At 67.8% G+C, this 20,238-nt stretch carries 13 protein-coding genes; 9 read left to right on the top strand and 4 right to left on the bottom strand.

Going from position 1 to position 20,238, the window contains the following annotated elements; all coding sequences use genetic code 11:
• Positions 1-51: 51 nt before the first annotated feature.
• Both ACCO44_RS18580 and ACCO44_RS18575 read right to left on the bottom strand, forming a co-directional pair.
• Positions 52-1,611, bottom strand: coding sequence for a chaplin family protein (locus ACCO44_RS18580; protein WP_372467729.1), 1,560 nt, complete (start codon positions 1,609-1,611; stop codon positions 52-54).
• 103 nt (positions 1,612-1,714) lie between these two features.
• Positions 1,715-2,719 carry a hypothetical protein gene (locus ACCO44_RS18575; protein ID WP_372467728.1) on the bottom strand — a complete coding sequence of 335 codons (1,005 nt, stop codon included), beginning with the start codon at positions 2,717-2,719 and terminating at the stop codon, positions 1,715-1,717.
• A 531-nt stretch (positions 2,720-3,250) separates the two neighbouring features.
• On the opposite strand from ACCO44_RS18575, the gene dnaB reads away from it, so the two are divergent.
• The 6 genes from dnaB (at position 3,251) to ACCO44_RS18545 (ending at position 12,374) form a co-directional block, all read left to right on the top strand.
• Positions 3,251-4,624, top strand: a complete 1,374-nt coding sequence (dnaB, locus tag ACCO44_RS18570) for a replicative DNA helicase (RefSeq protein ID WP_029264272.1) — start codon at positions 3,251-3,253, stop codon at positions 4,622-4,624.
• 145 nt (positions 4,625-4,769) lie between these two features.
• A complete protein-coding gene (locus tag ACCO44_RS18565) occupies positions 4,770-5,984 on the top strand; it encodes an ROK family transcriptional regulator (RefSeq protein WP_262002381.1) in 1,215 nt (404 codons plus the stop codon).
• Positions 5,985-6,124: 140 nt separating this feature from the next.
• A complete protein-coding gene (locus ACCO44_RS18560) occupies positions 6,125-7,477 on the top strand; it encodes an extracellular solute-binding protein (protein WP_372467727.1) in 1,353 nt (450 codons plus the stop codon).
• Positions 7,437-8,417 (top strand): carbohydrate ABC transporter permease, encoded by a 981-nt coding sequence (locus tag ACCO44_RS18555; RefSeq protein ID WP_372467726.1) that lies wholly within the window; start codon positions 7,437-7,439, stop codon positions 8,415-8,417. The genes ACCO44_RS18560 and ACCO44_RS18555 overlap by 41 nt, the downstream gene beginning before the upstream one ends.
• A complete protein-coding gene (locus ACCO44_RS18550; RefSeq protein ID WP_372467725.1) occupies positions 8,417-9,304 on the top strand; it encodes a carbohydrate ABC transporter permease in 888 nt (295 codons plus the stop codon). Before ACCO44_RS18555 ends, ACCO44_RS18550 begins: the two co-directional genes overlap by 1 nt.
• Positions 9,305-9,350: 46 nt before the next feature.
• On the top strand, positions 9,351-12,374 hold the full coding sequence (locus ACCO44_RS18545) for an alpha-mannosidase (RefSeq protein WP_372467724.1): 3,024 nt from the start codon (positions 9,351-9,353) through the stop codon (positions 12,372-12,374).
• A 66-nt stretch (positions 12,375-12,440) separates the two neighbouring features.
• On the opposite strand, the gene ACCO44_RS18540 is transcribed toward ACCO44_RS18545, so the two are convergent.
• Positions 12,441-14,933, bottom strand: a complete 2,493-nt coding sequence (locus ACCO44_RS18540) for a glycoside hydrolase family 2 protein (protein ID WP_372467723.1) — start codon at positions 14,931-14,933, stop codon at positions 12,441-12,443.
• Between the two features lie 186 nt (positions 14,934-15,119).
• Positions 15,120-16,511: an alpha-L-fucosidase gene (locus ACCO44_RS18535; protein ID WP_372467722.1), complete on the bottom strand. Its 1,392-nt coding sequence runs from the start codon at positions 16,509-16,511 to the stop codon at positions 15,120-15,122.
• Between the two features lie 181 nt (positions 16,512-16,692).
• On the opposite strand from ACCO44_RS18535, the gene ACCO44_RS18530 reads away from it, so the two are divergent.
• Genes ACCO44_RS18530 through ACCO44_RS18520 form a run of 3 tightly spaced genes read left to right on the top strand, consistent with a single transcriptional unit; the run spans position 16,693 to position 19,774 of the window.
• Positions 16,693-17,964, top strand: a complete 1,272-nt coding sequence (locus ACCO44_RS18530; protein WP_372467721.1) for an ABC transporter substrate-binding protein — start codon at positions 16,693-16,695, stop codon at positions 17,962-17,964.
• Between the two features lie 60 nt (positions 17,965-18,024).
• The gene (locus ACCO44_RS18525; protein WP_105712138.1) at positions 18,025-18,900 is read left to right on the top strand and encodes a carbohydrate ABC transporter permease; all 876 of its coding nucleotides are present in this window, start codon (positions 18,025-18,027) and stop codon (positions 18,898-18,900) included.
• A 4-nt stretch (positions 18,901-18,904) separates the two neighbouring features.
• Positions 18,905-19,774 carry a carbohydrate ABC transporter permease gene (locus tag ACCO44_RS18520; protein ID WP_372467720.1) on the top strand — a complete coding sequence of 290 codons (870 nt, stop codon included), beginning with the start codon at positions 18,905-18,907 and terminating at the stop codon, positions 19,772-19,774.
• Positions 19,775-20,238 lie beyond the last annotated feature (464 nt).

Below are 20,238 nucleotides of genomic sequence, written 5' to 3'. Positions count from 1 at the left end.
GGCGATGCGGGGTCTCCTCCCCCGAGGACGACCGCACCGCCGGCGTCTTCGCTACGCCGTCATCCGACGACGGCGCAAGAGTCCGGCCCCGCCGAGGAGGAGCAGGGCAGCGGCGAGTGCGATCAGTCCTTCGGTCGGAGCGCCGCCGGTCATGGCGAGCCCTTCCGCCTGGCCGGTGGTCACCGCGCCAGAGGCTGTCGCGGCACCGGCCGACGTGCCCGGGTCTGTTCCGGGGTCGGTGCCCGGGTCGGTTCCCGGGTCCGTTCCGGGGTCGGTGCCAGGGTCCGTTCCGGGGTCCGTCCCCGGGTCAGTTCCTGGGTCGGTTCCGGGGTCCGTGCCCGGGTCCGTTCCGGGGCCGGGGTCGGTCACCGTCGCCTCGCCGACCACGGAGATGGCGTTCCCGCCGATCGTGATCGGGAGCGTCACCGGCAGCCCCAGCTGGGTGCCGCCGAGGATGCCGTCGGTTCCGGTGGTGGTGTTGCCTCCGGTCGCGGGCGCGGTGGGTGCGGTGGTGGTGCCGCCGGTGCCGGTGACGGTGGCGTCGTCGAGTGCGGAGATCGCGTTGCCGGTCACGGCCACGGGGGCGGTGACGGGTGCGGTGATCTGGGTGCCCCCGAGGATGCCGTCATCGCCGGTGGTGGTGTTGCCGCCGGTGGCGGGTGCGGTCGGCGCCGAGGTGCCGCCGGTGCCGGTTCCGGTCGCCGCGCTGTCGCCGAGCAGGGAGATCGCGTTGCCCGACACCGTCACGGGTGCCGTCACGGGCGCGATCGCCTGCGTGCCGCCGAGGGTGGCGTCATCGCCGGAGGTTCCCCCCGTCGTGGCGGGAGCGGACGAGCCCCCGGTGCCGGCCGTGCCGGAACCGGTCGAGCTCGTGTCGCCGAGCAGGGAGATCGCGTTGCCCGACACCGTCACGGGTGCCGTGATCGGTGCGACCACCTGAGTGCCGCTGCCGATCCCGTCGTCACCGGACGTCGTGCCCGATGCGGCCGGAGCGGAGGATGCCGGTGCTGCGGCTCCCTCCCCGCTCGTTGCAGCGCTCTCGGAGTCGCCGAGCAGCGACACGGCGTTGTCCGTGACGGTGATCGGTGCATTGACCGCGAGCAGTGCCTGCGTGCCCGAGAGCACGCCGTCCACGCCGTTCGTGGTCACGAGAGGTGCCCCGGCCGGGGTCTCGGCCTGGGGAGCCGAGTTCTGGGGAGTTGCGGCCGGGGCACTGGTCGATGAGCTGTCGTCGAGCACGCTCACGGCGTTGCCCGACACGGTGACGGGCAGGTTCACGGTCACCACGGCCTGGGTGCCGGATGCCGTGCCCGAGGACCCACTGGTCTCCGCAGCGGGTGCGGGGGCCGGGGCGGGCGCTGGTGCAGGTGCAGGTGCAGGTGCGGGCGCAGGTGCGGGTGCCGGTGCGGGCGCCGCGACGACATCGCCGAGCACGGAGATCGCATTGCCGACCGCCGAGATCGGCGCCGAGATCGCTGTCTCCGCCTGCGTGCCGGAGAGAAGTCCGTCGTCTCCGGATGTCTCGGCCGCGTTGGCGGCCGTCGCACCGAGGAGCGTGATGCCCCCGGCGATGAGCGTGCCCCACAGGGCTCGCTTGAGGTAAGTGCGCATGATCGTTTCTCCTGACTGGATGGATCGTCTGATGGGTGCGCGCGATCAGAGTGCGCGCGCAGCACGGCATCTGTCGTCCCCGGGGGAACGACGTGACGGTCCGTCAGTCAGGTGAGACGTCGGTGTCGGCGACCGGCGACGAAGGAAGCACGTCGTCGGATGCGCCGGATGTCCGCTCGCTAGCACGGAGCGGAGCAGCGTCCACATCGCTGAGGCGCGCTTGGGCAGGGCTGGACCCTCCGCCGGGGCCGGCGGAGGAAGAAGCGGGTACGGGGGCGCCCGGCGGACTCCCGGACGGAGCGCCCGCGGGCGCGGTCGCAGTGTCTTCCGTGGCCGGGGCGGACTCGTGCGAGACGAGGTCCGCGGCCGAGGACGACGCGGCGGATGCGCGCGCGGATGCGGCGACCGAAGCGCCGAGGATCGGTGCGGAAGTCGCCTGCGTCGCGGAGACGGCGGCGACGGCGGTCGGGCTCACGGGGGGATCGACGACACCGGTACCCGGGGTCGGATCGGGGGTCGTCGGATCGAGTGCCTCGAGCACCGGCGGAACGGTCCCGTTCGTCACGTTTCCGAGGAGAGCCGTCGTGTCATCGACCACTCCGACCACATCGCGCACCGCGGTGACCACGCCGAGGTCGGTCACGAGTCCGCCGACGACGGGGACGCCCGCGACGGTGTCGAGGATCGGGTCGGTGATCTGCGAGACCGGCGAATCCGTCAGAACCTCGGTGACCGGGGCGACGACCGCGTCGACCTTCTCGGTCACGGCCTGCACGACCGGCGCGGTCGCAGGGCCCACGACCGGGGTCTTGGCGACCGTCTCCGTCACGGTCTCGACGACGGCGGGAACGGCTTGCTGCACGGGGGCCACGACTTTCGTGACGACCGGTGCGACGACCTTCGAGACGACGGGGGTCACCGGGGCGGTGACGGCCGACACGGTTTCGCTGACGATCGAGGTGAGCCCGTCGAGCGGGCCGTCCTGCTGCTCATCCGCGTGCGCCGATCCGCCCCCGAAGAAGAGGGTGAGTGTCGCCCAGGCGAGCGCTCCGACGGCGCTCCAGAGGACCACGGCAGGAACGCCGCGTCGGGTGGCCGGAACGTCCACGTCGACCTCCCCCTCCGAAGGCAACGTACCTCGACGCAGGTGCATCGATTGCGGGTGACGATACTCGCGAGCAGACCGTCTGTCTAGGGGGTTTTGCGCGCGTTTCCGGGGATGTCGGGTTGTGACGCGCCCGGTGAAATCTCGGCTTGACTTTCCCCAGGTTCTACACATCCCCCTCCCGAGAGGGGCAACCTTCAATGCGCGATTTAAACTGATTCCCATCCACAGGCTGGGGAAACAGTTAAACCCTGGTCAGGGCCAAGAAAAAAGTTTGAAGTCACACCCATCCACGGGGTTATCCACACCCGTTGTGCACAGACACTCCGACTTTGTCCGCACGCTTTCCACATGGTTATCCACAGGCCGTGTTGCATGTGGAAACAGTCGCTCGTAGCGTGGGCGAGCGACCGAATGTCGGAGGCACCTGTTTCGCTGTGCGAAGCGGCAATTCTTGGCCGAGAGCCACGCGGCCCGCCGTCGGAACGCCTCATCAGAACATCGCATCGGAAACGTCGCATCGAAGGGAAGACTGTGTCGATCGCCGACATCTCAGAGGAGCGGATGGGCGCGAAGCGCGCGCCCGAGCGTACCCCTCCTCACGACCTTCTCGCCGAGCAGAGCGCGCTGGGCGGAATGCTCCTCTCGAAGGATGCCGTCGCCGACGTGATCGAGACGCTCAAGGGCGCCGACTTCTACATCCCGAAGCACGAGCTCATCTTCGAGGCGATCCTCTCGCTCTACTCGCACGGCGAGCCGACCGACGTCGTCGCCGTCACCGACGAGCTCATCAAGACCGGCGAGCTGGGTCGCGCCGGCGGCGCCGACTACCTGCACACCCTCACCTCGATCGTCCCGACCGCGGCCAATGCCGGCTACTACGCGGGCATCGTCTCGGAGCGCGCCATCCTCCGCCGCCTCGTCGACGCCGGCACGCGCATCGTGCAGCTCGGCTACGCGGGTGAGGGCGACGCGACCGACATCGTCAACAACGCGCAGGCCGAGATCTACTCGATCACCGGATCCGAGACCGCCGAGGACTACGTCCCGCTGCAGATCGCCGTCGACGCGGCGCTCGAAGAGATCGAGGCCGCCAGCGGCCGCGACGGTTCGATGACGGGTGTCCCCACAGGGTTCCGAGAGCTCGACGAGCTCACCAACGGCCTCCACGGTGGGCAGATGATCGTCGTCGCCGCGCGTCCCGCCATGGGTAAGTCGACGCTCGCGCTCGACTTCGCGCGCTCGGCTTCGATCGGCCACAACATCCCCTCGGTCTTCTTCTCGCTCGAGATGGGCAAGAGCGAGATCGCGATGCGTCTGCTCAGCGCCGAGGGGCAGATCCCGCTGCAGAACATGCGCAAGGGAAACCTCGACCCGCGCGACTGGACGACCGTCGCCGCGACCCGAGGCCGCATCAACGACGCGCCGCTCTACATCGACGACAGCCCCAACATGACGCTCGTCGAGATCCGCGCGAAGTGCCGTCGACTCAAGCAGCGCGAGGGCCTGCGCATGGTCATTATCGACTACCTGCAGCTGATGACCTCGGGCAAGCGCGTCGAGTCGCGTCAGCAGGAGGTCTCGGAGTTCTCGCGAAGCCTCAAGCTCATCGCCAAGGAGCTGCAGGTTCCGGTGATCGCCCTGTCGCAACTGAACCGTGGTCCCGAGCAGCGCACCGACAAGAAGCCCGCGATCAGCGACCTGCGTGAGTCCGGCTCGATCGAGCAGGACGCCGACATGGTCATCCTGCTGCACCGCGACTCGGTGTACGACAAGGACGTGCGTCCCGGCGAGGCCGACCTGATCGTCGCCAAGCACCGTAACGGCCCCACCGCCACGATCACCGTCGCGTTCCAGGGCCACTACTCCCGCTTCATGGACATGGCCCCGGGCGGCGACTTCAACTGAGTCGCGGGGTGACCGGGCGGCCAGGTGTTCTTCCCCGTGCGGTCACGAAGCTCGAAACGTGCGGCCCCGGGTTTGACCGTTGCGGTGTGCCGCCGCGATCATGAGGTTCACGCGCCGACGGAGGCGCACGGGTGAGGAGCGGAATATGCAGCGTGGGTCGAACCTCCCTGCTGTGGGCGTCTACAACCAGGCACTCGTCTTCGACCTCATCCGTCGGTCGGAGGAGGGGCTCAGTCGCAGCGAGCTCGCCGAACGCACGGGGTTGTCGACGCAGACGCTCAGCAATGTCACTCGCCGACTCGCCAACGAGGGGCTGATCGAAGAGACCGGGAAGGTCATCTCGGGCCCGGGAAAGCCGCGGACGCTCCTCGCGCTGCGGTCGGATTCGCGCTACGCGGTCGGTGTGCATCTCGACCCGGCCGTCGACACCGTCGTGGTCGTGGATGCCGCCGGCGCTGTCGTCGCGCGGACCGAGCAGACCCCCGGAGGCGCTGAGGCGTCGCCGGATGAACTCGTGGGGCGTCTCGGAGACAGCGTCCGATCGCTCATCCTCGAGGCGCGCCTTCCGGCCGAGCGCGTGCTCGGGATCGGTGTGGCCGCTCCGGGGCCGTTCGACCGAGACGCGGGTCGCCTGCTGAATCCGCCGCTCCTCCCCGCCTGGCATAACGTGTCGGTGCGCAAGGAGCTGGAAAGGGTCAGCGGGCTGCCGACGCTGCTCGAGAAAGACGTCGTGGCGACGGTCGTAGGGGAGCAGTGGTTCGATGCAGGGCAAGAGCTCGCCGACGCGATGTTCCTCTACTACGGTGCCGGACTCGGCCTCGGGCTCTCCGTCTCAGGGGCGCCGGTGCACGGCAGGACGGGTAACGCCGGCAATATCGCGCACATCGTCGTCGACCCGGAGGGGCCGCTCTGCACCTGCGGATCGCGCGGCTGCATCGGAGTGATCATGGAGCCGCGAATGCTCCTGGCCCAGGCGGAGCGGACGACTCCGCCGAGCGGCACGGAAGATGCGCGGATGCAGCTCGAGCTGCTGTCGTCTTTGGCCGCCGCCGGCGACAAGGGGGTGCTTGCCGCCCTTGAAAGCGCGGGGAGGCACCTCGCAACAGCGATCGTCGAGGTGAACAACCTCCTCGATCTCGGCATCGTCGTCCTGGGAGGCCCCGCGTGGTCGAGGCTCGGTGAACGGCTTCTCCCGGCGCTGGATCACTGGGTGCACACCACCGCGGTCAGCACGTCCACAGCACCCGTGCAGCTGCGCCCCTCGCAGATGGGAGCGGACGCGGCCGCCGTGGGGGCCGCGTGTCTCGTGCTCGACGACGCGCTCACGGCGCGGCCGTCGCGGCTCATGATCAGCCGCTGACCGCGGTCTGCCGTCATCCCGAACGGCATAGCGTTCCGTGACGGAACTGTTACGAGGGCCCATCTACGCAGTTATCCCATTTGATAGGGTTATCCGTCTGAGGCCTCAACAGCGAGGTCCGCATGCAAAGGAGCAAGCAGATGCGAACGAAGCCCTTCGCCGCCATCGGCGCGATCGCGGTCGGCGCAGTCGTCCTCTCGGGATGCGGTGCGTCCGGGGACGCGGAGACGTCCGACAGCGGAGACCGCACCATCACCGTCGCGTACCAGATGACGTCGGCGTTCCACCAGCTCGATGACCTCTTCCAGAAGGTCAAACCCGAGTTCGAGGCCGCGAACCCCGGTGTGACGGTCAAGCTCCAGCCGATCGAGTCCGAGGACGAGTACTTCACCAAGCTTGCTCTGATGAACGGCTCGCCCGACACGGCACCCGACGTGATCTACGAGGACACCTTCCAGCTGCGCTCCGACGCCGCTGCCGGCTACCTGCTCCCGATCGACGACTACCTCGCCGACTGGGCTGACTGGGACCAGTTCTACGACGCAGCGAAGGAGGCCGGACTCGGTGGAGACGGCAGCACCTACGGCATCTCGATGGGCACAGACACCCGCGCGATCTACTACAACAAGGAGATATTCGCGGCGGCCGGGCTCCCCACCGACTGGCAGCCCACGTCGTGGCAGGACATCCTCGACGCTGCCGAAGCGGTGAAGGCGTACGACGCCGACCTGATCCCGTTGAACATCTACGGCAGCAAGAGCGCCGGTGAGCAGACGTCGATGCAGGGTCTGGAGATGCTTCTCTACGGCACCGAGTCCACCCTGTACGACGCCGACTCCGACAAGTGGGCGGTGGGCTCCGAGGGCCTCACCGACGCTTTCGGCTTCTACGACACGCTCTACAAGAACGATCTGGCGACTCCGCTCGATCTCGCCCTCGACTCGACCATCGGCAGCCGCGTCTCCACCGAGCTGCTCCCCGAGGGGAAGCTCGCCATGGCCATCGACGGTTCCTGGCTCCCGGGCGGCTGGATCAGCGGTGAAAGCGCCTGGGACGGCTGGGAGGACACGATCGGTCTCGCCAAGATGCCGACGCAGGACGGCGGCGACCCCGGCTACACCTCGATGTCCGGAGGCTGGACCCTCGCGGTCGGCTCTCAGACCAAGCACCCGCAGACGTCCTTCGACTTCATCGCGATGGCGCTGAACCAGGAGAACTCCCTCAAGTACGACACCGAGAACAGTCAGATCGCCGTCCGCGAAGACGTCGCGACCGACGATGCGTACCTCTCGTACAACCCGACCTTCGCGTTCTTCTCCGACCTCGTGCAGTACACGCACTTCCGTCCGACCACGCCGGACTACTCGCAGATCACCAGCGCGCTTCAGCAGGCCACCGAATCGGTGATCACCGGAGAAGCGAGCCCGGAGGATGCCGCCAAGACCTACGACGATGCGCTCACCCAGATCGTCGGTGCGGACAACGTCGAGTAGGAATCCCGCAGTGACCTCCGCTTCCGCAACGCACAGCCCGGCCCCGGTGCCCACCGGGGCCGGGCGGCGCGCCCCTCTCCGCGAGCTGATACGCTCCGTCCCGCTGCTGCCCGCCGTGGTGCTGCTGGTCGTGTTCCTGCTCGGGCCGATCATCTACGCCATCTGGGGATCGTTGACCAACCGCGCCCTCACGGGCTACCGGGCGGCGCAGCCCGAGTTCGTCGGACTCGACAACTACGTCTCGCTGTTCACCGACCCGAACTTCTGGACGGCGCTGGTCCTCACGGTCGTCTTCGTGCTGTTCTCCGCGATCATCGGCCAGAACGTGCTGGGCCTCGGCGTCGCCGCGCTCATGCGCATCGGTTCGAAGTCGGTCAACAGCGTGGTCGGCGCACTCGTCGTCGTCGCTTGGGTGATGCCCGAGATCGTCGCCGCCTTCGCCCTCTACGCGTACTTCTCGAAGGACGGCACGCTCAATGCGCTGCTCGAGGCCATCGGCATCCCTGCGGTGAGCTGGCTCATCGAGTACCCGATGTTCGCCGTCATCCTCGCCAACGTCTGGCGCGGCACGGCGTTCTCGATGCTGGTCTACGGAGCCGCCCTCAACGAGGTGCCGCCCGAGGTGATGGAGGCGGCACAGATCGACGGTGCGAACGCCGCCCAGCGCTTCTTCCTCATCACCATCCCGATGATCCGCCGCTCGATCTCGACGAACCTGATGCTCACCACCTTGCAGACGCTCGGCACCTTCGGTCTGATCTGGGTGATGACCAAGGGAGGGCCGGGCGTCTCGAGTTCGACCCTGCCCGTCCTCGCCTATCAGGAGGCCTTCCAGTACTCCCAGATCGGTTACGGGACGGCGATCGCTGCGGTGACCCTCGTGCTCGGCGCGATCTTCGCGATCTTCTACATCCGCATCCTTAAGCCGGAGGTCGACTGATGACTGCCACGGAAGCGATCGTCCGCCCCGCCGTGAGGCGCGGCCAGCGGATCTCCGTCGCGTCGCCTACGAAGCGCCGCTCCGCACGGCTCGCCAACACCGTCCTGATCGTGATCGGGGTCGTGTTCCTCGTGCCGATCGCGTGGATCGCGTTCTCTGCGGTGTCTCCGTCGGCCACGGTGTCGATCTCGGTGCCGGAGAGCCTCACGTTCGACAACTTCGTCGCGGTGTTCGACTGGTCGATGACGCTGCTGCCGTTGTGGAACTCGGCGCTGATCTCGTTCGGCACCGCCCTCATCACCGTCGTCGTCGGAGTGCTCGCCGCGTATCCGCTCTCGCGGCACAACTCGCGGTTCCAGCGCGGTTTCATGTATTCGGTCCTGTTCGGTTCCTGCCTGCCGATCACGGCCATGATGGTGCCGGTCTACGCGCTCTTCGTGCAGTTGAAGATGCTCGACTCGCAGGTCAGCGTGATCCTGTTCATGGCCGCCACGTCGTTGCCCATGGCCATCTGGATGCTGAAGAACTTCATGGACTCGGTGCCGGTCTCCCTCGAGGAGGCGGCATGGGTCGACGGCGCGTCCGCCATGCGTGCGCTGTGGACCATCGTCCTGCCGCTCATGCGCCCCGGTATCAGCGTCGTCTTCATCTTCGTGTTCACGCAGGCGTGGGGGAACTTCTTCGTCCCGTTCGTCCTGCTGTTCAGCTCGGAGAAGATGCCGGCGGCCGTCGCGATCTTCACCTTCTTCGGTAACCACGGCGCCGTCGCCTACGGGCAGCTCGCCGCGTTCGCCACGTTGTACTCCGTGCCGATCCTCGCCCTGTACCTGCTCGTGCAGCGTCTCTCCGGCAGCAGCTTCGCGCTGGCCGGCGGCGTCAAGGGCTGATCCCCGGCCTCCTCGCACAATCCCCACGATCCAGAAAGCACTACACATGCACGACCGCACCGCGCTCATCGAGATGCGCATCGACCGATTCATCCGCGAGCGCCTCCGTCCGGCACGTCATCGCCTGAGCCACCCGCTCGAGGTGCGCGCGTGGGAGGTGCCGGGGGAGCCGGTGTCCTTCACGGATGCCGTTCAGGCGGACTTCACGCCCACGGCGGTCGGCGCTCCGTGGGGGCGTCCCTGGGGCACGACGTGGTTCCGTGTGACCGGGGAGGTCCCGAGCGAGTGGCGTACGGCATCCGGCGGTCTTCCTGACGGCACCAGGGCAGAGCTCGTCGTGGACCTCGGCTTCACGGCCGGACAGAGCGGCTTCCAGGCCGAGGCTCTCGTCTGGGATCTCGACGGGAATCCGATCAAGGGCATCTCGCCGTTCAACAACGCGGTCGCCGCGGCAGTGCAGTCGGACGGCCGCATCGACGTGCTGCTCGAGGCGGCGTCCAATCCCGACGTGGGCAGCATCTTCACGTTCGACCCGACCGCGCTAGGCGACCCCGAGACCGCCGGTGCCGATCCGATCTACGTACTCCGCGTCGTCGACGTGGCCCTGCGCGACCTGACCGTCGAGTCACTGCTCGACGACACCGTGATCCTGCGGGGGCTCCTCGGTGAGCTGGATGCTTCGTCGCCGCGGCGGGCGGAGATCGTGCAGGCGCTGGATCGGATGATCGACCTCGTGGACCCGCATGACGTCGCGGGCACGGCGGCAGCGGGCCGTGAGGCGCTCCGAGAGGTGCTGGCGAGTCCCGCCCATGCCAGCGCGCACGTGCTGCATGCCGTCGGGCACGCGCACATCGATTCGGCCTGGCTGTGGCCGGTGCGCGAGACGGCTCGCAAGGTGTCGCGGACGTTCTCGAACGTGCTCTCACTGATGGACGAGAACCCCGACGTCGTGTTCGCCAGTTCGTCGGCACAGCAGTTCGCCTGGATCAAGGAGCGCTACCCGGAGATCTGGGAGCGTCTGGTCGAGCGCGTGCGCGAGGGCCGCTTCGTTCCGGTCGGTGGCATGTGGGTCGAGTCGGACACGAACATGGTCGGCTCCGAAGCCCTCGCCCGCCAGTTCGTCGAGGGCAAGGGCTTCTTCCTCCGCGAGTTCGGGATCGACACCCCCGAGGTCTGGCTGCCCGACTCCTTCGGCTACAGCGGCGCCCTTCCTCAGATCATCAAGGCGTCGGGATCGAAGTGGTTCCTCACGCAGAAGATCTCCTGGAACGAGACGAACCGGATGCCGCACCACACGTTCCTCTGGGAGGGCCTCGACGGAACGCGCGTGTTCACGCACTTCCCTCCGGTGGACAAGTACAACTCGGACGCCTCGCAGGCCGATCTCGCGCATGCGCAGCGGAACTTCCAGGACAAGGGCAGAGCCCGTGTCTCGCTGCTGCCGTACGGTTACGGCGACGGCGGAGGCGGACCGACCCGGGAGATGGCTGCGCAGGTCGCGCGCGCGGGGTCGTTGGAAGGGTCGCCGGTCGCCCGGCATTCCACGCCACGGGCGTTCTTCGAGCAGGCCGAGTCCGAGTACCCGTCGCCCGAGGTGTGGAGCGGCGAGCTGTATCTCGAGTTCCACCGCGGCACGTACACGAGTCAGCTGCGCACCAAGCAGGGCAACCGTCGCAGCGAGCACCTGCTCCGCGAGGCCGAGCTCTGGGCGGCGACGGCGTCTGTCCGAACCGGACGCGCCTACCCGACCGAGCAGCTCAAACGCCTCTGGCAGCTCGTCCTCCTCCAGCAGTTCCACGACATCCTGCCCGGAACGTCGATCGCCTGGGTGCACCAGGATGCCGAGCGCAACTACGCGGCGATCGCCGTGGAGCTCGAGCAGATCATCGCCGATTCGCTGCGTGCGCTGGTCGGCGAGGGCACGCGCAGCCTCGTGGTCAACGCGGCCCCGCACGGGCATGCCTCGGTCGGCGCGCTGGCGATCGGCGAGGCGGATGCGGTCGCACCGGTCACGCCGGTCGCGGCGGACGGCGGGTTTGTGCTCGACAACGAGCTCGTGCGTGCGACGATCGACGCCCGGGGGGTGCTGACGTCGATCATCGACCTGGCGAGCGGCCGCGAGGTCGTGCCGGAAGGTCAGAACGCCGGCGTCTTCCAGTTGCACCGGGACACCCCGACGCAGTGGGATGCCTGGGACATCGACGAGCACTACCGCCGCAACGTCACCGACCTCCTCGAGGCGGACGGCATCGAGATCGTCGACGGCGCCGTGGTGATCTCGCGTTCCTTCGGCGCGTCGACGCTGGTGCACAGCATCCGTCTCGACGAGGGGTCGCGAACCCTGAAGCTGGCTGTCGACATCGACTGGCACGAGCAGCAGAAGCTGCTCAAGCTCAGCGTCCCCGTCGACGTGCACACCGACCACGCCGCCTCCGAGATCCAGTTCGGGCACATCGTGCGTCCGACCCACACCAATACCTCGTGGGATGCCGCGCGCTTCGAGACCGTGGCGCACCGGTGGGTCAGAGTGGGCGAGAGCGACTTCGGTGTCGCGGTCACCAACGACTCCACCTACGGTCACGACATCACCCGGCATCCGCGTGAGACGGGCGGCACGTACTCGACCGTGCGGCTCTCGCTCGTCAGGGCTGCGCTGTTCCCCGACCCGCAGCAGGACCAGGGCCGGCATCATCTGGAGGTGGGCATCGTCGTCGGTGGCGAGCTCGTCGACGCGATCGCCGAGGGGTACCGCACGAACCTCGCAGAGCGCCGCATCGAGGGCGCCGACGATGTGAAGCCCCTCGTCTCGATCGATCACCCGGGTGTGGTGGTTGAGACGGTCAAGCTCGCCGAAGACGGCAGCGGCGACGTCATCGTGCGACTGTACGAGGCGCTTGGGCGTCGCGCCGACGCCACGGTCGCCGTGGGCTTCCCGAGCGGCGACGCCAGCGAAGTGGACCTGCTCGAGCGGGAGAGCGAGCAGGCGGCGCTGACGGGTCAGGATGCCGACGGCATCCGTCTGGCGCTGCGTCCGTTCCAACTCGTGACGCTGCGGCTGCCGCGGGCCTGAACCGGTGAGGGGTCTCCGTCCGTGCGGAGGCCCCTCAACTGTTCAGCGGACGGTGTCGGCCGGGTGCTACCGCCCGCCGACGAGCTGGTTGCCGGATCGCGCGACCAGCGGACCGAGAACGGTGGCGGCGTCGAGCTCGGCCACGCCGTCGATGCGGAACACCGCCCGCTCGCCGGGAAGCAGGGTCACCAGGCCGCGGTCGACTCGGGCGTCGGGGGACAGCCGGTCGACGAGCAGGGTGAGGTCGCGCACCAGTGCGCCCGCCGTGACGGTCACCAGGTGCCCGCCGTCGGCGACGCGCTCCACCTCGGCGGTGAGGCGCGGCTCGGCGAGGGCGCTGTCGCGGGGTTCGGCGAACCACCAGAGCCCGCGCGCGCCGGACACATCGGCGACGATCAGCTCGGCGGAAGCGTCACCGGGCGTGGCGACGGCATCCGGAATCGCAACGCGCGTCGACTCCCGCGGAGCGATCGACACCGCCACCTCGACCGAGGCATGCACCGTGCCGTCGAAGCCGATCCGTCGCAGCGAGAGGCTGTCCGACCAGGTGTCATCGGTGTCGTTGTGCAACACGGCTTCGAGGCCGTCGCCCGAGGGCTGCACCGTCACCACGCGGGGGTCGAAGGCGTTCTTGATGGCGAACAGCAGCGGCTTCTCTCGTCCGTCGCCGTCGATCGCCGCCCAGGAAGTCACAGGCCAGCAGTCGTTGAGCTGCCACACGATCGCGCCGGCGTTGTGCGGGGCCAGTGAGCGGAACCAGTCGAGCGCGAAACCCACCGCATTCGCCTGATTGAGCTGCATGGCCCAGTGCCAGGTCTCGATGTCGTCGGGGATCGGGTAGTGCGCGACCAGGCCGGAGCCCAGCTTCGCGTTTCCGTCGGCCGCCTTCTGGTGCACGATCATGCCGGGGGAGTCGGGCGTGATCGGATCGTCGGAGATGGACCGCGTCAGCGTCGACCACGTGGGCGGCCCCTGCCACCCGAACTCGGCGACGAACCGGGGGCGATGGTCGCGGTACGTCGGCCAGTCGCGGCGGTTCCACTGCTCCCACAGGTGCATGGTGCCGTGCGCCTCGTCATTGGGATGCGGTCCGGTCTGCTGACGCCCGTCCCACCCCGCGCCCGGGCTGAAGGGGCTTCCGGGTGCATACGGCACGTGCGGCGCGAGTTCGTCGATGATCGCCGGGAACAGCTCGTAGTAGTAGTGCGCGCCCCAGCTCTTGCCGTCGAGCAGCGTCTTCCAGCCCCAGTCCTCGTATCCCCAGGTGTTCTCGTTGTTGCCCGTGAGCAGCGCGAGTGAGGCGCGGTGCGCGAGGCGTGCGACGTTCTCCCGCGCTTCCGCCTCGATCTCGGCGCGCAGCGGATCCTCCTCCGCGTACGCGGCGCACGCGAACAGGAAGTCCTGCCAGACCAGCAGGCCGAGCTCGTCGGCGAGATCGTAGAAGTCCTCGGACTCGTAGATCCCCCCGCCCCAGACGCGGACCAGGTTGAGGTTCGCCGCCTTCGCCTGCTCGAGTCGGGTGCGATACCGGTCGCGGTCGACCCGGCTCGGGAACGCGTCGTCGGGAATCCAGTTCACGCCCTTCACGTAGATCGGGCGGTCGTTCACGAACAGGGTGAACGGTGTGCCGGATGCATCCGCGGTGGTGTCCCAGCGCAGATCGCGGAACCCGACGCGTCTGGTCGCGGAGTCCAGCGCCGTGCCGTCGTCCAGGAGGGCGATCTCGACGTCGTACAGCGGCTGAGCGCCATGGCCGGCGGGCCACCACCGTTCGACGTCGCTCACCCGGACCTCGATCTCCGCCGACGTCTCCGAGGCGGCGATCGGAACCGTCTGCACGGTCCCCGCGACCTGGACCGTCAGGTCGAGCGGGAGCGCCGAGGCGCGCTCGATCTCGACGGCGACGCGCACCGTGCCGTCGGTGCCGTCCGGTGTCGCGTGGACGCGGACGTCGCTCAGGCGGGCGTCGGACCAGGACTCCAGACGCACCTCGCGCCAGATGCCGCTCGAGTAGGTGGCGATGCCCCAGTCCCAGCCGAAGCTGCACGCCGACTTGCGCAGGGCGTTGAACGGCGAGGGGTAGGGGCGTGGGCGCGCACCCAGCGCCACGCTCTGCGCGTCGGCGTACCGGACCGGGCTGCGGAAGGCGACGGTGACCGTGTTGTCGCCGGTGGTGAGCAGGTCGGTCACGTCCAGTCGATAGGAGCGATGCTGGTTGGCGACCTCGGCGATCACCCGCCCGTTCACGGTGACGGTCGCCACGGTGTCGAGCCCGTCGAACACGAGCTCGTGACGATCGGCCGCCTGCTCCTCCGACTCGAGCGCGAAGCTGCCCTCGTAGGTCCAGTCCACGAGACCGATCCACGCGAGGGCGGATTCATTGTCGTCGAGGTACGGGTCGGGGATGAGGCCCGCCCGCAGCAGGTCGAGATGCACCACACCGGGGACGACGGCGGGGATCCACGCATCGGCCACCTGTGCGGGGCCGCCGTTCGGGCGGACGCGCCAGCCCTCGGCGAGCGGACGGCGGATGAGGGGAAGGGTGGACGCGACGCTCACGGGACGGCTCCTGCTTCGACGCCTCTGCAGTTCCCACTCTGGAAGGAGCATGAAGGCGACGGGGGTGGGGGATGATGACGGCATCCAGCTTCGCAGCTTCGTCGACCGGGAGACGGATTTGCGGGACGAGTCGGGCGAAGATGCGCGGGTCCACCGATCCCGGCCGGCGCCATCTCTCCGAGAGGACTACCCGGCGGATCCTGGTGCCGGCGTTTCTCTGCGGCCGCCCACGGAGACCGGCGTGAACCGATCGGTCCCCGCTGTGCCCGCGCGGAAACGGATACGGATCACCGGGAGCGGGCCCATCGGCCGATCCTGCGGGATCGAGATGACCAGGTTGCCCAAAGGGTCGTCGTCGCGGGCGTGCGCGGGATCGACGACGGCTCGGAAATCGAGGTCTTCCCCGGTCGTCAGGAGTTCCACGCCGAGCACGGACTGAGGTCGAATGCCGCGCACGGTGGCGGTCTCGTCCGGCCAGGCGACGAGGTGCAGGTACAGGTCGTCCGCGTTGACGGTCGTCGGACCGTAGAACTGCCACGGTTCCAGCCCCGGTCGAGCGCCGATCACGCTCTCGCGATGGGTGCGCATCCAATCGGCGATCTCGTGGAGCGACTTCTCCTCTTCGTGCGGCAGAGCGCCGGTGCTGCTCGGGCCCACGTTCAGCAGGAGCGAGCCGCCGTTGGCGACACAGTCGACGAGCGTCCGGATCAGGTGCGCGGTGGTCTTGTAGTCGTGGTCGCTCGGATCCCATCCCCATGTGTCGTTCATGGTGATGCACGCTTCCCAGGCGTCGCTGAGAAGCTCCGCAGGGATCGACTGCTCCGGCGTCACGTAGTCGCCGATGCCGGGGAGGCGGTCGTTGAGGACGATGTCCGGCTGATGGGATCGGATGTGCCTTTCCAGCTCCGCGCTGTCCCATTCCTCCTCCGTGCGCTCCCACCCGCCGTCGAACCAGAGCAGATCGATCGGCCCGTAGTTCGTGAGCAGTTCGCTGAGTTCGGCCTTCATCCCTTCGCGGAATCTCGTCCACTGTTCGGGCGTCGCGCGCGGGTACTCCTCGAACGCATACGGTGCGAACTCGGCGCGCCACGCCGGGTAGTCGGGATCCGACCAGTCGGACACCGAGTAGTAGAAGCCGATGCGCAGTCCTGCCTCCCGGAAGGCATCCACGTAGTCGCGGACGAGATCGCCTCCGCGAGCCCCGTAGGGAGAGGTGGAGATGTTCAGCGGTGTCGCCTCGCTCGGCCAGGACGCCCAACCCGAGTGATGCTTCGTCGTGAAGACGGCGTACTGCATCCCCGCATCCCTCGCTGCCTGTGCGATGGCGCGAGGATCCCACTCACGAGGGTCGAATTCGTCGGCGTGCCGGAAGTAGTCGACCGCGCTTCGTGCGTGCACTCCTGTGCCGTCATCGCTGGTGAGCCCGACCATCGGCCAGGACAGATCGACTCCGAGCCGGCTCGCCTGGTCGAAGTGGATGAACAGTCCGAACGAGGCGGAACGGAACCAGTCGAGGCGGGAGCGGCGGGGGGAACCCACGGCGGCAGATGCCGGAATGGGAGGCGTGGCGGTGGGCATCTGCTTCTCTTCGTCCAGGGCGTGATCAGGGTCGGATCGCCCGCAGATGCGAGCACTTGACAAGGCGACGCGCATCAATTTACGCTCGCCAGCAACGTTAGGCAACCGGTTACCTATATATCGGTGCGGTGATGGGACAACCATCGACAACGTCCTCGCGTCCCGATAAGGAGATCCTTCAATGAAGAAGTCGCAGCAGCGAATGATTCGTTCCGCCAGTGCCTTCACCGCCCTCGTGACGGCACTGACTCTGGCCGGTTGTTCATCCGGCGATTCGTCGACCACGACCGACGACGGCCGGACCGTTCTCACGGTGTACGGCTGGAAGGGCGGCGAAGGCGAGCCGGCGAACGTCGCCGAGATCAACGCGGCTTTCGAGAAGGCGAACCCCGACATCAAGCTCGAGTTCGAGGCCATCCCCGCGAACGAGGCCTATTCGCAGCGCGTGCAGCCTGAGTTGCTGGCCGGCAATGCCGCCGACGTGATCATGCTGGACAGCAACCTTCTCGCGACATGGGGGAAGTCCGGATACCTCGCAGACCTGTCCTCGGCGTCCTGGGCCGACGACATCACCCCCGAGGTCGAGAGCTTCGCGACCTATGACGACGCCGTGCTCGCCATGCCCATGGAGGCCATCGGTGTCGGTCTGTACTCGAACATGGAACTGCTGAGCGAGGTCGGTGTGAACGAGGTGCCGAAGGACTGGGAGAGCTTCCTCGACGCGCTCGCCAAGGTGAAGGCTGCCGGCCACGACCCGATCACTCTTCCCGACAAGGCCGGGTGGACGGGCGCGATGGCGCTGCTGAACGCTGCGGCCACGACCGTCGACAAGGGCTGGGACGAAGAGTTCTCCGAGGGTGATGCGAGCTTCTCGGACTGGAAGCCGGCGGTCGAGCAGCTGCTCGACTTGCAGGAGCAGGGCTTCATCGATTGGAAGACTGAGCTCGGCGAAGACGAGTGGTCGCAGGGCGCAGACGACTTCACGGCGGGCGACACGGGCTTCTGGCTCCAGGGCGCGTGGAACCTCGGCGGCGTCGCCGAAGCCGGAATCAAGAGTCAGTTCACGGCCTGGCCGGGTGGGGAGGCGGGCGTCGATCCGAACGAACTGCTGTTCGTGGGAACGATGTGGGGCGTCAACGAGGCATCCCCGGTGAAGGACGCCGCGGAGAAATACGTGGACTTCTGGTCCCAGCCCGAGAACCTCGATCTGTTCCTCCAAGCGGAGAACGCGATCTCTCCGTTCGAATCGGGCACCAGTCCGAAGAACGACGCGACGGGCGAGTTCCTCGCGTCCTACGAGGCGGGGAACTACCGCTTCATGCAGACGAACACCTGGATGGCGGGCGACGTGCAGACGCAGATGGGCTCTCGCCTGCAGGCACTGTTCCTCGGTGAGATCACGACCGACGAGTTCCTCGACGAGATGGACGGGATCGCGAAGAAGGCGGATTAGTCCCGTTCCTGGTGCGGTCGCCCTCTCCGGCGGCCGCACCGCTCTCGCTGAAGGATTGTCATGATCTCCAAACGTCCCCTCGTCGCTCTCGGGTTCCTCCTTCCCGCGCTCGTCGTCTACGGGCTCCTCATCCTCTACCCGCTGGTCAACGGCCTCTGGCTCAGCTTCACGGACAGCAGCGGGGGCCCTCGGGCAGACTTCGTCGGTCTCGAGCAGTATTCACGACTGTTCACCGATGGGGAGGTCATCCGAGCGGTCGGCACGACCGTGCTCTACGCCGTCATCGTCGTCGTCCTGCAGAACCTCTTCGGGTTGCTCCTGGCCAGAGCGCTCTACAACCGGCCGCGGATCCGCAAACCGGTCAGCGTCCTCATCCTCATGCCGACGCTCGTCGCCCCGGTGATGGCATCGTTCATCTTCTCGTATCTCTACGCACCGGATGGAACGATCAACGAGGTGCTCCGCGCCCTCGGGCTGGACTCCCTCACCCGCATCTGGCTGGGCGAGACGAGCACGGCACTCGGCGCGGTGGCTCTGGTCAACATCTGGATGTTCGCCGGCTACTCCGCGGCGATCTTCCTCGCCGGATACCTCGCGTTACCTGCCGATGTCCTCGAAGCGGCCGACCTCGACGGTGCGACGGGATTCCGCCGATTCCGCACGATCGAATGGCCTCTTCTCGCCCCCTCGCTCACGGTGAACATCACGCTCTCCCTCATCGGCTCGCTGAAGGTGTTCGAGTTCCCGTTCGTGCTGACCAACGGCGGCCCGGCGGGATCCACCACCACGCTCACCCTCCTCGTCTACCGCAAGGTCTTCGGCGGGGCGGGCGAGTTCGCCTACGGAGTGACGATCGCGGTCCTCCTCCTCGTCATCGTCGTCGTGCTCAGCAGCGTCGCCACGTCCGTTCTGCGCATGCGCGAGAAAAGGATCTGAATCCATGTCCGCATCTCTCCCCGCCCCGGCCCGGTCACGCGACCACCGCCTGTGGAACGCGGGCAAACGCCGGCTCGGCGACATCGGGCTCATCGTCGGCGTCGCACTGCTCGTGACCCCGTTCGCGTTCGCCGTGCTGACCGCGATCCGACCGGCCGCTGACGTGTCGGCGAATCCGCTCGGGTGGCCCGAACACCTCACGCTCGACAACGTCGTGGATGCGTTCCAGCGCATCAACTACGCGCAGAGCGTCGCGAACACCCTCATCATCCTGGTGTGCTCCTGCGTGCTGACCGTCGCCTTCGGCGCCATGGCCAGCTACCCGCTGAGCCGGATCGGGCGCTCCTGGACGAACACCACCTACCGCGTGTTCATCATCGGGACCACCATCCCGATCTATGTGCTCATCGCACCGCTGTACCTGATGATCCGGGATCTGCACATCCTGGGCACGCATCTCAGCGTGATCCTCGTCTACACGGCCATGAACCTTCCGATCGCCGTGTTCTTCTACACCAGCTTCATGCGCCAGGTGCCGACGGAGCTGGAGGAGGCCGCGGCGATCGATGGTGCGGGTCCGCTTCGCATCTTCTTCGTCGTGATCTTCCCGCTCCTGGCACCCGTCACGGCGACGCTGGTGACGTTCATCAGCCTGGTCGTGTGGAACGACCTCATCGTTCCCCTCGTGTTCCTCCAGGGCGAGCAGAACCGCACGATCATGGCGAACGCCTATGCCCTGATCGACCCGAACACGGTGGAGCCGACGACGCTGTTCCCGGCGGCGCTTCTCGGCGTCCTGCCGCTGATCCTGGTGTTCAGCTTCCTGCAGCGCTACGTCGTCGCCGGCATGTCGGCGGGTGCCGTGAAGACCTGACCTCCGGTCCGAGCGCCCGCTCGGACCCTCCGAAGAAAGGAAGTGCACCATGCATTCTGTTCCATCCGCCGTCGCGGCAACGCGACAGAAGCCGGGCCGCTGGAGGGCCGCGATCACTGCCGCTGTCGGAGCCGCCGTCGTGTTGAGCGCCCCTGACCGGGGCAGGAGCGGCACCCGCGAACGCCGCGGACACCACGTTCTTCGTCGATTGCGCGGCGACCGCCAATGGGACCGGCACGCAGGACAGTCCATGGAACTCGCTCGCCGCGATCCAGGCTCCGGGGGGTGCCTTCGCTGCGGGAGACTCGATCAGACTCAAAGCCGGCACGACCTGCGCAGGTTCCTTCACAGCGTCGGGGAGTGGCACTTCTGCGAAACGGATCGTTCTGGGCAGCTACGGCACCGGCGCGAAACCGATCATCAACGGGGGAGGCGGTGTCGAAGCGCCCGTCACCCTGAGGGAC

Source organism: Microbacterium maritypicum (assembly GCF_041529975.1).
Lineage (GTDB): Bacteria > Actinomycetota > Actinomycetes > Actinomycetales > Microbacteriaceae > Microbacterium.
This window is presented reverse-complemented; position numbering and strand designations above follow the sequence as displayed.

Bases quoted from the DNA above. Each gene is read 5' to 3' on its own strand.
- ACCO44_RS18580 (WP_372467729.1), bottom strand. From the start codon at position 1,611: ATGCGCACTTACCTCAAGCGAGCCCTGTGGGGCACGCTCATCGCCGGG.
- ACCO44_RS18565 (WP_262002381.1), top strand. From the start codon at position 4,770: ATGCAGCGTGGGTCGAACCTCCCTGCTGTGGGCGTCTACAACCAGGCA.
- ACCO44_RS18560 (WP_372467727.1), top strand. From the start codon at position 6,125: ATGCGAACGAAGCCCTTCGCCGCCATCGGCGCGATCGCGGTCGGCGCA.
- ACCO44_RS18555 (WP_372467726.1), top strand. From the start codon at position 7,437: ATGCGCTCACCCAGATCGTCGGTGCGGACAACGTCGAGTAGGAATCCC.
- ACCO44_RS18550 (WP_372467725.1), top strand. From the start codon at position 8,417: ATGACTGCCACGGAAGCGATCGTCCGCCCCGCCGTGAGGCGCGGCCAG.
- ACCO44_RS18545 (WP_372467724.1), top strand. From the start codon at position 9,351: ATGCACGACCGCACCGCGCTCATCGAGATGCGCATCGACCGATTCATC.
- ACCO44_RS18535 (WP_372467722.1), bottom strand. From the start codon at position 16,511: ATGCCCACCGCCACGCCTCCCATTCCGGCATCTGCCGCCGTGGGTTCC.
- ACCO44_RS18530 (WP_372467721.1), top strand. From the start codon at position 16,693: ATGAAGAAGTCGCAGCAGCGAATGATTCGTTCCGCCAGTGCCTTCACC.
- ACCO44_RS18525 (WP_105712138.1), top strand. From the start codon at position 18,025: ATGATCTCCAAACGTCCCCTCGTCGCTCTCGGGTTCCTCCTTCCCGCG.
- ACCO44_RS18520 (WP_372467720.1), top strand. From the start codon at position 18,905: ATGTCCGCATCTCTCCCCGCCCCGGCCCGGTCACGCGACCACCGCCTG.